Source organism: Weissella minor, assembly GCF_001437425.1.
GTDB classification, from domain to species: Bacteria; Bacillota; Bacilli; order Lactobacillales; family Lactobacillaceae; genus Weissella; species Weissella minor.
In genome coordinates, this window is sequence record NZ_JQCD01000018.1 from 85,539 (window position 1) to 100,566 (window position 15,028).

12 protein-coding genes and 1 other annotated feature are annotated in these 15,028 nt (G+C 40.4%); all 12 genes read left to right on the forward strand.

What is annotated here, in order from left to right; translation table 11 throughout:
- Positions 1 to 11: 11 nt before the first annotated feature.
- Positions 12 to 1,298 carry a replication-associated recombination protein A gene (locus IV67_RS02150; RefSeq protein ID WP_057786674.1) on the forward strand — a complete coding sequence of 429 codons (1,287 nt, stop codon included), beginning with the start codon at positions 12 to 14 and terminating at the stop codon, positions 1,296 to 1,298.
- 269 nt (positions 1,299 to 1,567) lie between these two features.
- Positions 1,568 to 1,843, forward strand: coding sequence for a hypothetical protein (locus IV67_RS02155; protein WP_057786676.1), 276 nt, complete (start codon positions 1,568 to 1,570; stop codon positions 1,841 to 1,843).
- 65 nt (positions 1,844 to 1,908) lie between these two features.
- Positions 1,909 to 2,352, forward strand: a complete 444-nt coding sequence (locus IV67_RS02160; RefSeq protein ID WP_057786679.1) for a universal stress protein — start codon at positions 1,909 to 1,911, stop codon at positions 2,350 to 2,352.
- 111 nt (positions 2,353 to 2,463) lie between these two features.
- Complete coding sequence (locus tag IV67_RS02165) at positions 2,464 to 3,882, forward strand: hypothetical protein (protein WP_057786681.1); 1,419 nt, start codon at positions 2,464 to 2,466, stop codon at positions 3,880 to 3,882.
- Positions 3,883 to 3,970: 88 nt separating this feature from the next.
- Complete coding sequence (locus IV67_RS02170) at positions 3,971 to 4,588, forward strand: LysE/ArgO family amino acid transporter (RefSeq protein WP_057786682.1); 618 nt, start codon at positions 3,971 to 3,973, stop codon at positions 4,586 to 4,588.
- A gap of 40 nt (positions 4,589 to 4,628) precedes the next feature.
- Positions 4,629 to 4,844: a binding site (T-box leader), on the forward strand.
- A gap of 62 nt (positions 4,845 to 4,906) precedes the next feature.
- Positions 4,907 to 7,582 carry a valine--tRNA ligase gene (locus tag IV67_RS02175; protein WP_057786683.1) on the forward strand — a complete coding sequence of 892 codons (2,676 nt, stop codon included), beginning with the start codon at positions 4,907 to 4,909 and terminating at the stop codon, positions 7,580 to 7,582.
- Between the two features lie 117 nt (positions 7,583 to 7,699).
- Positions 7,700 to 9,019 carry a bifunctional folylpolyglutamate synthase/dihydrofolate synthase gene (locus IV67_RS02180; protein WP_057786684.1) on the forward strand — a complete coding sequence of 440 codons (1,320 nt, stop codon included), beginning with the start codon at positions 7,700 to 7,702 and terminating at the stop codon, positions 9,017 to 9,019.
- An 8-nt stretch (positions 9,020 to 9,027) separates the two neighbouring features.
- Positions 9,028 to 10,971, forward strand: coding sequence for an ABC-F family ATP-binding cassette domain-containing protein (locus IV67_RS02185; protein WP_057786686.1), 1,944 nt, complete (start codon positions 9,028 to 9,030; stop codon positions 10,969 to 10,971).
- A gap of 70 nt (positions 10,972 to 11,041) precedes the next feature.
- Positions 11,042 to 11,968: an ABC transporter ATP-binding protein gene (locus IV67_RS02190; protein WP_057786688.1), complete on the forward strand. Its 927-nt coding sequence runs from the start codon at positions 11,042 to 11,044 to the stop codon at positions 11,966 to 11,968.
- A complete protein-coding gene (locus IV67_RS02195) occupies positions 11,965 to 12,771 on the forward strand; it encodes an ABC transporter permease (RefSeq protein WP_057786690.1) in 807 nt (268 codons plus the stop codon). The genes IV67_RS02190 and IV67_RS02195 overlap by 4 nt, the downstream gene beginning before the upstream one ends.
- Positions 12,772 to 12,953: 182 nt before the next feature.
- Complete coding sequence (locus IV67_RS02200) at positions 12,954 to 13,229, forward strand: co-chaperone GroES (RefSeq protein ID WP_057786691.1); 276 nt, start codon at positions 12,954 to 12,956, stop codon at positions 13,227 to 13,229.
- 68 nt (positions 13,230 to 13,297) lie between these two features.
- Positions 13,298 to 14,920, forward strand: coding sequence for a chaperonin GroEL (gene groL, locus IV67_RS02205; protein WP_057786693.1), 1,623 nt, complete (start codon positions 13,298 to 13,300; stop codon positions 14,918 to 14,920).
- The last annotated feature ends 108 nt before the right edge of the window (positions 14,921 to 15,028 follow it).

A 15,028-nucleotide genomic window follows, 5' to 3' on the forward strand; every position in this document is an offset into this window, starting at 1 on the left:
GGACAATTGTTATGCAAAAACCACTCGCATATCGGATGCGACCTAAAAATATTGATGAAGTGGTTGGGCAAAGCGATTTAATTGGCCCTGGGAAAATAATCCGGCGGATGGTTGAGGCGAAAATGCTGTCGTCGATGATTTTATACGGACCGCCCGGTACTGGAAAAACGAGTATCGCGAGTGCAATTGCTGGGTCAACCCAATATGCTTTTCGTGTTTTGAATGCGGCAACTGATTCAAAAAAAGATTTACAACAAGTCGTGGATGAGGCAAAAATGAGCGGGACTGTTGTTTTATTATTGGACGAAATTCATCGTTTAGATAAAACAAAACAAGACTTTCTGTTGCCACATTTGGAGAGCGGTGAAATTGTTTTGATTGGTGCAACGACGGAAAATCCATATCTTTCGATTAATCCAGCGATTCGCTCGCGAACCCAGATTTTTGAGGTGAAACCGTTAGAGCCTGCCGACATACAACGGGCGATTGAACGAGCCTTAACCGATGAACAAAATGGGTTGGGTACCTTTAATCCAGTTGTCACTGATGATGCGATGCAACATTTGATGCATGTGACAAATGGTGATTTGCGTGCAGCGTTAAATGCGCTAGAATTAGCCGTTAAATCAACCCAACCGAATGCTGATGGGCAAGTGATCATTGATTTATCAATTATCCAAGAAACAGCCCAACAAGGACAGTTGATAGCAGATAAAGATGGTGATGCACATTATGATGTGATTTCAGCTTTGCAAAAGTCAATTCGTGGAAGTGATACGGATGCAGCCTTGCATTATTTAGGACGTTTAATTTTAGCTGGTGATTTACCTAGTATAGTGCGACGACTTCAAGTGATTGCGTATGAAGATATTGGTTTAGCAAATCCGAGTGTTGTCGAACGGGCAGTGACTGCAATTCACGCTGCCGAAAAATTAGGTTTTCCTGAAGCACGAATTCCGTTGGCAAATGCCGTGATTGAATTGGCTTTGTCACCAAAGTCAAATTCGGCAATGTCTGCGATTGACGCTGCCATGCAGGATATTCAAAAGGGGCGAACGGGGGATGTACCTAAACATTTGAAGGATGCACATTATAGTGGTGCTAAAGAATTGGGAAATGGGATTGATTATATTTATCCGCACGATTTTCCAAATGATTGGGTTGCACAACAGTATTTACCGGATACAATTAAGCAAAAGTCTTATTTTGCAGCAGATGGTAATTCAAAAGTCGAACAAGCCTATATTGATCAATATCAGCGTTTAAAGCAAGCTCAAGATGCAGGCTTGAAAAAATAATTTAGCCAAGCGTATAATAGGGTAAGCGAATTCCTTGAACATACGCGTGGTTCTATTATCTAAAGTTGCTTTACACTAATTTTCGAATGGGGATGTCGGGAAGCCGGCGGGGCACGCCAACTACGGGTTGGAAGCCGTCAACGCTGACTTATTCACCCACCTTTGCCATCGAAGCCGACTTAGACGAATCATCTAACGGTGTTATACAAGTGTTCGTACTCCACTGTACATTTAGATGTTCAGTGGAGTTTTTTATTAAGGAGTAGCAAATGATTTTAATTTTATATGTGATGTTTTTATTAGTATTGGGTTTTATGGCTGCCTATATGTGGTTAAATCGAAATCATCTATTGGGGATGAATGCACATGACTCAAGGCGTTTGACGAGTTGGTCAGTACCAGTGCTTGTTGTTGATATTTTGTTTACGGCGCTAGCACTGATACTTGCGGGTACAGATTCTTTTATTCCAATGTTTGGTTTAATGCTGGGCGTTTTAGTCTTACCTTTGATTGGATTTATTGTTGTACAACGGACTTTTGACTAGTTTGTAAAACGCTTTCAAAAAAGGTATACTAGGGTAAACATATGAATATGACGGAGGGGTTAGATATGATTGATAATTATCAAAGTATTTTAGTGCCAGTCGATGGTTCAGAAGAAGCAGAAGCCGCTTTGAAAAAGGCGATTCAAATCACATTACGTAATGGGGAAAATAGTAAGTTACACATTGTGCATGTCATTGATACACGTTCATTTCAAAATGTCAGCGATTTCCAATCAACCATGTATGATCAAGTTGCTGCCAGTGCGCGTGAAACACTTGAGACTTATCTGAAAGAAGCTAAAGATGCTGGAGTTGCTCGCGCTGAATATAGTATTGAATTTGGTGCACCAAAAAGCGTTATCGCTGATGTGGCACCAAAGAAATACGGTTCAGAGCTAATCGTCATCGGAGCAACTGGATTAAATGCCGTTGAACGTTTGTTAATCGGTTCGGTTACCGAATATGTTGTTCGCAATGCGAAAGTGGATGTATTAGTTGCAAAAAGTTAATCAATAACTAAAGAATGACTAAAGTATTTAGTCATTCTTTTTGTTATCTTTAATATAATCAAAAAACGTGTATAATATCAGTAGATATTAATATTAATGGAGCCCTAAAATATGAACGAAAATCATGAAAGTTTAAATTTAATTGCGTCTACATTGACGAACAGTTTGGGTACGACCGTGATTGGAAATATTAATCGCTCGGGACTTGAAATTCAAGTGACTTATCCAGATGGTCGGGCAGAAACAGTTGTTTCCGACGAAAATGGGGACTTTATACATAAAATTAAGGGAGACCTAGAAAGCGGAACGCTTGTAATCACCGCAATTGAACAAGGTCAAATTGTTGGGATGGTTGAAGCACAAATTGAAATGCCAGCGCCAGTTGTTACTGGGGTTATTTCTACGCGTGACGGTCAGCGTTTCTTGGAAGGACACGTCAATCAACCAGACACAACGGTCTCAATGAATTTATTGGGTGAAGAAATTGAAGTGGTTGTTGATCAAAACCAAGAGTTTGAAATGGTTATTCCGGATGATGTTTTATCAGAACAAATTCAACTGTTCTGTTATAATCACAAGACTAAAAAGAGCGGAAAGAACAGTGTGACTTTAGGTGTTACTTCAAAGACACAACCAATTCCCATCTTAACCGATGAAATGATTAGTGAGTACCAACAGCGAAATCAAGTTAATGATGCATCGAATGAATCATTGTTGAATTCAAAGTCAACGGCAATTGCAGAATCAGAATCTGTAGAGGCTAAAGCTAAGGCGGCAGCGGAAGCTAAAGCTAAGGCAGAGTTAAAAGTTCAAGCCAAGGTAGAAGCTAAAGCGAAGGCCGACGCAGAAGCCAAGGCAAAGGCAGACGCAGAAGCTCAAGCGAAAGCCGCAGCAGATGCCAAAGCAAAGGCAGACGCAGAAGCACAAGCGAAAGCCGCCGCAGATGCCAAGGCGAAGGCAGACGCAGAAGCACAAGCGAAAGCCGCCGCAGATGCCAATGCAAAGGCAGGCGCAGATGCTAAAGCAGAAGCACAAGTAACAGCAGGTGTGGAAGGCGCGGACGAAGCAGAAGCACAAGTAAATGCAGAAGCAGAAGCTCAAGCGAAAGCCACCGCAGAAGCCAAAGCAAAGGCAGACGCGGATGCTAAAGCGAAAGCTGCAGCAGATGCCAAGGCAAAGGCAGACGCGGATGCTAAAGCGAAAGCTACCGCAGAAGCCAAAGCAAAGGCAGACGCGGATGCTCAAGCAAAGGCTGCAGCAGATGCCAAGGCAAAGGCAGACGCGGATGCTAAAGCAAAAGCCGCCGCAGAAGCCAAAGCAAAGGCAGACGCGGATGCTAAAGCGAAAGCCGCCGCAGAAGCTAAAGCAAAGGCTGATGATATTTTCGAAGTTGGTGAATTTGATGGACTCGATGACGACTCTGAAGAAAAATCAGCAGCTGATAGTGATAAAGCGAAGCCTGCACGGGAACAGAAAGCTAAAAAGAAAGGTTTTTTTGCACGCGTTTTCGGTAAAATGTTTGGAAAATAATGCAATTAGACAGTAACTTTTAACAAGGTTGACTTGATAAAAGTTGCTTTTTTTTATGAAGAAAATAGAAAGGATATTTTGAGATAAAATGTCAGCAGTAATTAGTGGGATGATTTTGGGATTTGCATTTATTGCCCCAATTGGAATGCAAAATTTATATGTATTTAATAATGCGGTGAATAACACATTTAAAAGAGCCATGTTATATGTCTTCTTTGTATGGTTAGCGGATTCATCTTTTTCGATTGTCGCGTACTTTGGAATGGGTGCAATCATCAATTCGAATGAACTTTTGAAGTTGGTCGTGATGATTTTAGGCGGTTGCTTAGTAATTTATATTGGCTGGACGATTTTACGTTCTGCAAATCAAGTTAGTCTGAATGCGGAAGAAAATAAATTATCAATAAAAACCGCTTTTATTACCGCCTTTATTGTGACTTGGGCTAATCCACAAGCGCTTGTTGATGGTAGTTTAATGTTAGGAGCAACGCGTGCAAAACTTCCTGATGCTGATGTGATGCCATTTATTATCGGTGTTTTGATTGCAACCTCATTGTGGTTTACTTTTGTGACTGTTTTAGTTAATTTATTTAAAAATAATTTGTCAAAGCGTGCTTTTGTCATTGTGAATGTTGTTTCCGGTTTGATTATGTTAGGTTATGGAGCTTACTTCTTGTTTGGTGCAGCTGAAATGTTATTTGCATAAATTGCGCTTGCATTTAAGCGTTAAAATCAGTAAAATAACAGGCATAGCAATGCACTAAAAAGTAAATTTAATTCTTGATTATCAGCGAATGTGGAAGCGGTGTGAGCCACAAATAAGATTAAATTGAAGGTAGTTAGTGGGCTTTACTAGTGAAAGGTTAGTAGTTAGTAACGTGATAGACGCGTTAAGTCTTAGAATGAGATGGGATTTTTAAAATCCTAAATCAGGTGGTACCGCGAATGAACTCGTCCTGATCACATCAATTAGATGTGGTTGGGACTTTTTTTATGCTTAATAATTAATAGAATGGAGTAGATTATGCGAGAAATAGATATGCCTGGTAAGTATGATGCGTCTGCTGTTGAAGCAGGACGCTATGATAAGTGGCACGAAGAGGGGCGTTTCCAACCTTCAGCGAATGAAAAGGCCCGCCCTTATTCAATTGTTATTCCACCACCAAATGTGACGGGAAAGTTGCACTTGGGCCATTCATGGGATGTGACGTTGCAAGATATTTTGATTCGTCAAAAGCGGATGCAAGGTTTTGATACAGTTTGGATTCCTGGTATGGACCATGCTGGAATTGCCACACAAGCAAAAGTTGAACAACGTTTAGCTGAGCAAGGTATTTCACGTTATGACTTAGGTCGCGATAAGTTTATTGACCAAGTTTGGGATTGGAAGAATGAATATGCTGAAACAATCCATGAGCAATGGAAAAAGATGGGGATTTCTGTTGACTATACACGTGAACGCTTTACATTAGACGATGGTTTATCAGATGCTGTCCGCAAAGTCTTTGTTGATTTATATAATAAAGATTTGATTTATCGTGGTGAATACATTATCAATTGGGACCCTAAGGCTCGTACTGCTTTGTCAGATATTGAAGTGATTCACGAAGACGATGAAGGTGCTTTTTACCATGTTAAGTACCCATTCGTTGATGAGAATGAGACCTTTAATGGTCAATCATATATTGAAATTGCGACAACTCGTCCAGAAACAATGTTTGGTGACGTCGCTGTTGCGGTGCATCCAAGTGATGAGCGTTATAAGGAATTAGTTGGCAAGAAGGTATTGGTACCGCTTGTTAACCGTGAAATTCCAATTATTGCTGATGAGTATGTTGACCCTGAATTTGGTTCTGGAATGGTTAAAATTACACCAGCCCACGACCCAAATGACTTTGCGGTTGGTAATCGTCATGATTTGGAACGCATTAACACGATGAATGAAGATGCTTCAATGAACGAAAATGCTGGTAAATATGATGGTATGGACCGTTTTGAAGCGCGTAAGGCGATGGTTGCTGACTTAGAAGCTGGCGATTATATGCTAAACATTGAACCAATTGTACACGCTGTTGGTCATTCAGAGCGAACAGGTGTTCAAGTTGAATCACGTCTTTCAACGCAATGGTTCGTTAAGATGCAACCATTAGCAGAACAAGCCTTAGCAATGCAAGATGATCCAGAAGATAAGGTTACTTTCAATCCATCACGTTTTGAAGGTACGTACACACGTTGGATGGAGAACATTCATGATTGGGTTATCTCACGTCAACTTTGGTGGGGACATCAAATTCCAGCTTGGTATCACAAGGAAACTGGTGAAATGTATGTTGGGATGGAAGCACCAGCTGATGCTGAAAATTGGGAACAAGATTCAGACGTCTTGGATACGTGGTTCTCTTCAGCCCTTTGGCCGTTCTCAACAATGGGTTGGCCTGATACGGATGCGCACGATTACCAACGTTATTTCCCGACTGATACACTTGTAACAGGTTATGACATTATTCCATTCTGGGTGTCACGTATGATTTTCCAATCAAAGGAATTCACAGGTAAGCGTCCATTTAAGGATGTTTTGATTCATGGGTTGATTCGTGATGAACAAGGACGTAAGATGTCAAAGTCATTGGGTAATGGAATTGACCCAATGGATGTTATTAATAAGTATGGTGTTGATGCTTTGCGTTGGTTCTTGGCTACTGGTTCAACACCAGGTCAAGACATGCGTTTCTCATACGCAAAGATGGATGCTTCATGGAACTTTATTAATAAGATTTGGAATGCATCACGTTACGTTATTATGAACTTAGATGCTGATACAGCACCAACCTTGCCAGAAAATCGAGATGCATTATCACTTGCGGATCGTTGGATCTTGTCACGTTTGAATAAGATAATTGACTCTGTTTTGAAGAACTTTGACAAATTTGAATTTGGTGAAGCTGGACGTGCGCTTTATAACTTTATTTGGAATGATTTCGCTGATTGGTATATTGAAATGACCAAGGAAACATTGAATGGTTCCGATGAAGCGGCAAAGCAAACAGTTCAATCAGTATTGGCCTATGTTTTGGATCAAACATTGCGTTTGTTGCACCCAATTATGCCTTTCGTTACCGAAGAAATTTATTTGGATATGCCAGTCCACGCTTTTGATTCAATAATGGTCGCTGATTTCCCTGAAGTTGATGCGCAATTAGATGATGCTAAAGCCGAAGCAGATTTCCAAAGCTTAGTTGATTTGATTACTGCTGTTCGTACAATTCGTACTGAAGCGAATGCACCTATGTCAACAGCCGTTGATGTCTTGATTCAAACTGAAGATGCACAATTGCAACATATTTTCAATGAAAATGCAGACTATATCAACCGCTTTGTAAAGCCTAAGGCATTGACCATTGCTGCTGATATTGATGCACCAACATTAGCGATGACTAAGGCAATTTCAGGTGCGCAAGTGTATGTACCATTGGCTGAATTGATTGATATTGCAGATGAAATTGCACGTCTACGTGACGAAGCTAAGAAATTTGCTGGTGAAGTTAAGCGTAGCTCAGGTAAGTTGTCAAACGATAAGTTTGTTAACTCAGCACCAGAAGCAGTTGTTAATGCTGAACGTGAGAAGTTGGCAGATTGGGAAGAAAAGTTGGCAACAACTCAAGCCCGTTTGGAAGAACTAGAAGCTGCACAAAATGCTTAAACAATAAACTCGGATGTGTTCGCACATGCGAGTTTTTTTGCGTCTAAATGGATAGTAGGCGGATAAAAAAATTCATGGTACGATAGAGCTATTCATGTCAGTTAAGGGGATGCGCATATGGTGAAATTAAAAACAGTTGACGATGCAATTGCTTATATTCATGGTCGACATAAGTGGTTAAAAACAGCTTCATTTAGTCGAATTGAACGCTTACTTGCCGAACTTGGCCATCCAGAATTAGAGAATCAGTATATTCACGTCACTGGAACAAATGGTAAAGGGTCAACCAGTAAGATGATGGCGCAAATTTTGCGGACAGCTGGTTTACGCGTTGGGACGTTCACATCACCATTTATTGAACGTTTTAACGAACGGATTCAAGATAATGCGGGGATGATTTCAGATCAGGCGTTGTTAGAAGCGGTTCAAACAGTTGCACCGATTACGGAGCGATTGGATCAAGAATTACCAGAAGGTGGGCCAACTGAGTTTGAGACGCTAACGGCGGTGATGTTTGTCTATTTTCAACGTCAAGCTCAAGATGTGGTTATCTTGGAAGTTGGGATTGGCGGCACCTGGGATACGACGGAGGTCATCCCTGATAAGTTAGCAGCTGTGATTACAGGTGTCGGTTTGGATCATATGAAGGTGCTTGGTGATACGATTGCGCAAATTGCTGAAGCTAAGGCAGGCATTATCCAAGCTAATCGACCGGTTATCATTGGGCCGTTATCGGCAGATGCTGATAACGTGATTAGAACACGCGCCCAACAATTATCTGCGCCAGTCTTGGCATATGGTCGTGATTTCCAGCGAGTTGGGTCAACCCAACAGCAACAGTTCGGTGAACGCTTTGATTTTTCAGGACTCGCAGATATAACAGATATTCAATTAGCTTTGACGGGTGAATATCAACAAGTCAATGCCAGCGTGGCCCTTGAAACAGTATTGGCAGTGGCCCCGCAATTGGGCATTGAGATAACTGATGATATTGTGCGACAAGCGTTAGCCCAAGTTACTTGGCCAGCACGTTTTGAAAAGATTTCTGATGCACCATTGACGATTATTGATGGCGCTCATAATTTACAAGGGATTCAAGCTTTGCAAACAACGCTAACCGAGCGCTTTAGCCAAGCCCCCATGCATATTATGGTCGGTATTCTGAACGATAAAAATTTTGAAGCCATGCTGAAGATGCTTAGCGGTATTCCAAATGCCAATGTGTGTGTCGTTCATTTTGAGGCGCCACACCAACGGCAAGATATTGATGAACATGTCGTAGCGCGTTTACAAAAAGAGATGGGTATTTCGTATGCCTATGATTGGCAAAAACAATATGCTGAATTGAAAGCTTCTGAACCTGACACACCTGTTATTTTTACCGGGTCCCTTTATTTTGTTTCAGAAGTACGAGCAGCAATTAAACGAATTAATTAGGTGATAAAATGATTATTTTACAAGCAAGTGATGTGGCACGCCGCTTTAGTGGGGTCACATTTTTTGAGCATATTTCAATGCAAGTGGGCGATAAGGCGCGCATTGGTTTAGTGGGCCGCAATGGTGCCGGTAAATCAACTTTATTGAAAATGTTGATTGGGGAGACACAACCTGATGAAGGGGAAGTCTCAATGAAAAAAGGCATTAAGCTAGCTTATCTGGCACAAAATTCAGGCCTTGATTCTGATTTATCTGTTTACAATGAAATGTTAACTGCTTTTGATGCAGTCATTAAATTGGAAGCGCAAATGCGTGAAATGGAAGCGCAAATTGCGTCTGCTGATGATTATGAGAGTGAAAGTTATCAAAAATTGTTAGCAAATTATGATCAAGCACAACATGATTTTGAACAAATGAATGGTTATGCCTATGATGCGACAATTCGGGGTGTATTACACGGGTTTGGCTTTGATGAATCATTCTATGATCGAAAAGTTTCAACCTTATCGGGAGGACAACGAACACGTTTAGCCATTGCTAAGCAATTGTTGGAAACACCAGATTTGTTGATTTTAGACGAACCAACAAACCATTTGGATATGGAAACATTGGCCTGGTTAGAGCAATATTTGCAAAACTACCAAGGGGCACTTTTGATTGTTTCCCATGACCGTTATTTCTTAGATCGCGTGGTTAATGAAATTTACGATATGCATTCCGGTGTTTTGGATCATTATACGGGTAACTATAGCCAGTTTATGCATGAAAAAGAAGTGAAGATTCTATCCGAGCAAAAAGCCTATGATAAGCAACAAGGTGAGATTGCGAAGTTAGAGGATTTTGTGGCTAAAAATATTGTCCGAGCTTCAACGACAAAGCGTGCCCGGTCACGTCGTAAGCAGTTGGAGCGCATGCAAAAAATTGAACCACCTAAGAATGAAACTGGGGTTGCGCACATTACATTTTCAGCGAAAGAAGAGTCTGGAAATGAAGTCTTACGGGTTAATGATTTAACATTAGGCTATGATCCACTAACGGTGTTGGCCGATCCAGTTAATATTGAAGTGGATAAACAACATGCGGTTGCATTAGTGGGGCCGAATGGTGTTGGTAAATCAACTTTAATTAAGACGATTTTGAAGCAAATTCCGATTATCAGTGGTGATATTAAACTAGGTGCTAATGTGAAGGTTGGTTATTATGATCAAGAGCAACAAACGCTTGATGAAAAGAAGACGGTCTTAGCAACAATTTGGGATGAACACCCATTACTACCAGAAAAAGATATTCGTTCAATTTTGGGTTCATTCATGTTTAGTGGTGAGGCTGTTGATAAAAAGGTTTCTGCATTATCGGGAGGCGAGCGTGCTCGCTTATTGTTGACAAAATTATCAATGGAATCTGCTAATTTCTTAATTTTGGACGAACCGACGAATCATTTGGATATTGATTCACGTGAAGTGCTGGAAACAGCATTGAATGAGTACAATGGAACAATCTTCTTCGTGTCGCATGACCGTTACTTTATTAATGAAGTCGCGTCAGAAATTGTTGAATTAACCCCGACTGGGACGAATTTCTTTGATGGCGATTATGATTATTATCTTGAAAAGCGGGTTGATCCAGCCGAAATTGCAGCACAAGCAAATGCGTCTGAGCCGGTTGACGTAACCAACGAACAAAAGAGCAAGACTGAGATGGCGGATCGTAAGCAGCGTCAAAGAGAATTACGAAAGGCGCAGCGTGAATTGACGGCGGTTGAAGATAAGATTGCTGAACTGGAAAGTCAAAAAGAAAGTTTGAGTACGCAATTAAATGATCCTGACTTGGCAACAGATGTCGCCAAGTTAACCGAACTTTCCAATGAGGCGCAAGGGATTGATGATAACTTGGCTGAATTAGAAGAGCGTTGGACCGATTTATCAATGGCTGTGGAAGAATTAGAAGTATAAAGGCGTTTGTTTAGATAAGCGTCTAGGGTGGATAAAAGCACTATGAAAACCTTAACTTGGAGGTTGAATAATGAAAAAAGATATCCTAGAAATAAAAAATATTAGTTTGAAGTATGACAATCATTTTGCGATAAAAGACATTAATTTGTCGATTGCCCGGGGCGAAATTGTTGCTTTAGTGGGTCATAATGGGGCCGGTAAATCGAGCTTGTTCAATATTATTGCGGGGATTCAAGAGCCAACTAGTGGCACGGTTGAATTTGACCAAAGTTTTATTGAAGAACGTTTATTTTCAACCATTGGTTTTTCAGCGCAATCACAGGTTATGGATTGGTATACAAACGTTTGGGATAATGTTTACTTAGGGAGTCAATTAGCTGGCATTAAGGCAAAGCGGGGCCGAGAGTTAACGCAGCAAGCTTTAGACTTGCTAAATATTACGAACCTTAAAAATAAGCCGGTTGATGCACTGTCAGGTGGGCAACAACAACGGGTACAGATTGCACGTGCCATTGTGCATCAACCTGATTTTTATTTGCTAGACGAGCCAACAACTGGTTTAGACGCAGATACGTCAAATTATCTGCTGTCCTTTTTAAGAGATGAAGCGGCGCAAGGCAAAGCCGTTTTTGTGTCATCACATGATTTGAATTTATTAGAAACCTATTGTAATAAACTCGTCTTGATTGATGCCGGCGAGATTTTATATGCCGGTGATTTACAACAATTTTTAGACGAGCACACACCCAAGCAAAGTTATCAGGTGACAGTTAATCAGGCGATTGGGCCGAATGTCATTGCACAATTGATGACTGCTGATGTTGAGGTGGTGCCCTTAGAAAGCCTGCAGTACCGTTTCATTTTGAATCAAGATTGTGATTTAACCCAATTATTTCAGTTGACTGAACCTTTCTTTAGGATTGAAGCAATCGACAAGGAAAGCATGTTTTTGCGCGATTTATATCTACATTATCGGCAAAGGGGGACAATTGAATGAAACCCAATCAATTTAGAACCCAGCATTATCTGGGGATGAAGGGCTTAAAAATTATTGTTAACAATGAATTGAAAGCCTTCTTCCGTAATAAAGGGTTAATTATTTCTCAATTAGTGCAACCGATTTTGTATTACATTTTTATTGTGCTCGGGATAAATAATTTTGTGTCAAAAGTCGACTATGCCGGTAAGTCAATCGCGTATGCCGATTATGCATTAACTGGAATTTTGGGAATATTAATTATTTCTCAGATGACGCAAGCCATTTATCGCATTACCATTGATAAAAGATATGGGTTACTCGCATTAAAACGTCAGAGTGGTGTCTCACCTTTTTACTATATTATTGGGATGAGTGTATATCCGATGATTGGTATTTTCATCCAATCCATCGTACTGTATTTGATTGCACGTTTGTTTGGTAGTGCTATCGGCCTAGTTAATTATTTGGCTGGGATTGGTGTTGTGATTATTGTTTTATATTTTTGGACGGCCATTGCGGCATTGATTACCATTAAAATTAACGATTATCAACGGCGGGATGCGATTATTTCATTCATTATTACGCCATTGGGTTTTACAGCACCAGCGTTTTATTTGATTTCAAATGTGCCAACTTTTATTAAGGTGATTGGTTACTTTAACCCATTAACTTATCAATTATATGCAATTAGATCCGTTGTGTTTGATACACCGGTTGCCAAAGGACCGATTATTGCATTGACATTATTGGCAACAATTGTGATGATTGGTCTGGCATCTTATGCCGTTGCTAGAATGAGTCTGGTGCTAACGGAAAGATAAGCATGCCTAAGGTGGTTTTTTTAGATTATTTTTAAGATGGAAATTCAATTCGAATTTCCGTCTTTTTTTTTAATTGCGGTTGCATTTTATAACCAATGTGCTAATATAGATAGTGTTGATTAGCACTTAAATATAAAGAGTGCTAAAATTATTAATAGAAAATGTTTGGAGGTTACTTGATAATGATTAAGCCTTTAGGAGATCGTGTTGTATTACAAGTTGAAGCTGAGCCAGAACAAAGTGTTGGTGGCATCTTTATTGCTTCAAATGCTCAAGAAAAGTCAGTTAAAGGAACCGTTGTTGCTGTTTCAGAACACACAATTGGTGAATTAACAGCGCCTCAAGCAGTAGCCGTTGGTGATGAAGTGATTTTTGACAAGTATGCTGGTTCAGAGCTTACTGTCGATGGTGAAGATTACTTGGTCCTACACGAAAAGGACATCGTTGCGATTGTCTAATTTAAACAATCAATCCAAAAATTGAAATAATAAAAAAGAAATTGAATTAAAAATAGAGGTGGATACTTATGGCAAAAGATATTAAGTTTTCTGAAGATGCACGCTCAAAGATGCAAGCTGGTGTTGATAAGCTTGCTGATACAGTTAAGACAACCATTGGACCAAAGGGACGCAATGTTGTTATTGAACAAAGCTACGGCGCACCTACAATTACCAATGATGGTGTGACAATTGCTAAGTCAGTTGAACTAGAAGATCACTTTGAAGACATGGGTGCTAAGTTGGTATCAGAAGTTGCTTCAAAGACAAATGACATTGCTGGAGACGGAACAACAACAGCAACGGTATTGACACAAGCCATTGTTAATGAAGGTATGAAGAATGTCACAGCTGGTGCTAACCCAGTTGGTGTACGTCGTGGAATTGAATTAGCAACAGATGCTGCGGTTAGTTCACTTCATGATATGTCAAAGACGGTTTCAACTAAGGATGAAGTGGCTCAAATTGCATCAATTTCAGCCGCTAATGAAGAAGTTGGTTCATTGATTGCCGAAGCGATGGAAAAAGTTGGTAATGACGGAGTCATTACCATTGAAGAATCAAAGGGGATTGAAACAACATTAGATGTTGTTGAAGGTATGCAATTTGATCGTGGATACATGTCACAATACATGGTTACCGACGAAAACAAAATGGAAGCTGCTTTGGACAATCCTTACATTTTGATTACTGATAAGAAGATTGCCAATATTCAAGATATTTTGCCATTGTTGCAAGGTGTTGTTGAGCAAGGTCGTTCACTTTTGATTATTGCTGATGACATTACTGGTGAGGCTTTGCCAACCCTTGTTTTGAATAAGATGCGTGGAACATTTAACGTTGTTGCGGTTAAGGCACCTGGCTTTGGTGATCGTCGTAAGGAACAATTACAAGACCTTGCCATTTTGACTGGTGGTACCGTGATTACTGATGATCTTGGCTTAAACTTGAAGGATGCCACGATTTCACAATTGGGACAAGCTGCTAAGGTTACCGTAACAAAGGATTCAACAACAGTTGTTGAAGGAGATGGATCTAAGGAAGCTATTGCTGAACGTGTTGATTTGTTGAAGAAGCAAATTTCTGAAACAACTTCTGACTTTGATCGTGAAAAGTTACAAGAGCGTTTGGCTAAGTTAGCTGGTGGTGTTGCCGTGGTTAACGTCGGTGCTGCAACTGAAACTGAATTAAAGGAACGTAAGTACCGCATTGAAGATGCTTTGAATGCAACGCGTGCCGCTGTTGAAGAAGGTTTCGTGGCTGGTGGTGGAACGGCCTTGGTTAATGCAATTCCTGCTGTTGAAGCACTTTCTGAAGAGGGTGATGTGCAAACAGGAATCAACATTGTTAAGCGTGCTCTTGAAGAGCCTGTCCGCCAGATTGCTGAAAATGCTGGTGTTGAGGGTTCTGTGATTGTTAACCAATTAAAGTCACAAGCACAAGGAACTGGATTTAACGCTGCAACTGGTGAGTGGGTTGATATGATTGCTGCTGGAATTGTTGACCCAACTAAGGTGACACGTTCGGCTTTGCAAAATGCGGCCTCTGTTTCAGCACTACTATTAACAACAGAAGCAGTTGTTGCTGAACAACCACATGATGATGCACCTGCAGCCCCTGCCGCACAACCTGGTATGGGCGGAATGATGTAAGCTTAATCAATAAAAATAAAGCTAAAACACCAAACAATTTGTTTGGTGTTTTTTTTTGAAAAAAATAAAAAAAGAAGCATAGACAAGGGGGACGTTTAGCACTACAAT